This is a genomic window from Vibrio sp. 1401 (assembly GCF_033340295.1).
In genome coordinates this window covers 1-884 of the sequence record NZ_JAWOWF010000209.1, presented here as the reverse complement: position 1 = coordinate 884, position 884 = coordinate 1, and the positions used below count along the sequence as shown (strand labels likewise).

The following is an 884-nucleotide window of genomic DNA, read 5'->3' as shown; positions in this document are numbered from 1 at the left end:
GTCTCCTTATTTGGGACACGAGTGGGATATGCAATGGGAGTCGACCTACGATAAGCAACGCCTTGTCGAGCTAGGTAATCGTTTATGTCAGTACCCGGAAAGCCACAAGCTGCAAAGCCGAGTAAACAAGCTGTACAACGATCGCTTAGCAATGATGACAGGTGAGAAGGCTATTGACTGGGGTATGGCTGAAACATTGGCTTACGCGACATTGGTAGACGATGGTAAGCGTATCCGTATTTCTGGTCAGGACTCAGGTCGTGGTACTTTCTTCCATCGTCACTCAGTTCTTCACAACCAATCAGATGCAAGCACTTACATCCCGCTAGCGAATATCCATGACAAGCAGGGGCCTTTCCAAGTTTTTGACTCTGTGTTGTCGGAAGAAGCTGTTCTTGCATTTGAGTACGGTTATGCAACAGCTGAACCTGGCGGTTTGACCATTTGGGAAGCGCAGTTTGGTGACTTCGCTAACGGCGCACAAGTGGTTATTGACCAATTCATTTCGTCTGGTGAGCAAAAGTGGGGACGTTTGTGCGGCCTGACGATGCTTCTGCCTCATGGTTACGAAGGCCAAGGTCCGGAGCACTCATCTGCTCGTCTAGAGCGTTACCTTCAATTGTGTGCTGAGCAAAACATGCAGGTCGTTGTACCATCAACGCCAGCTCAGGTGTACCACATGATTCGTCGTCAAGTAGTACGCCCAATGCGTCGACCATTGATTGTAATGTCTCCTAAATCATTGCTTCGTCATCCTCTTTGTACTTCGACTCTAGAAGACCTTGCAGAAGGTACGTTCCAAGCAGCGATCCCTGAAGTGGATAACTTGGAGCCAAGCAAAGTGAAACGCGTCGTGTTCTGTTCGGGTAAGGTGTATTTCGACC

The 884-nt window shown here is 48.9% G+C and carries 1 pseudogene; it reads left to right on the top strand.

Annotation, left to right across the window (positions count from 1 at the left end):
• Positions 1 to 884 (top strand): annotated as a pseudogene (locus R7Z77_RS24605) (2-oxoglutarate dehydrogenase E1 component); the annotation flags it as partial.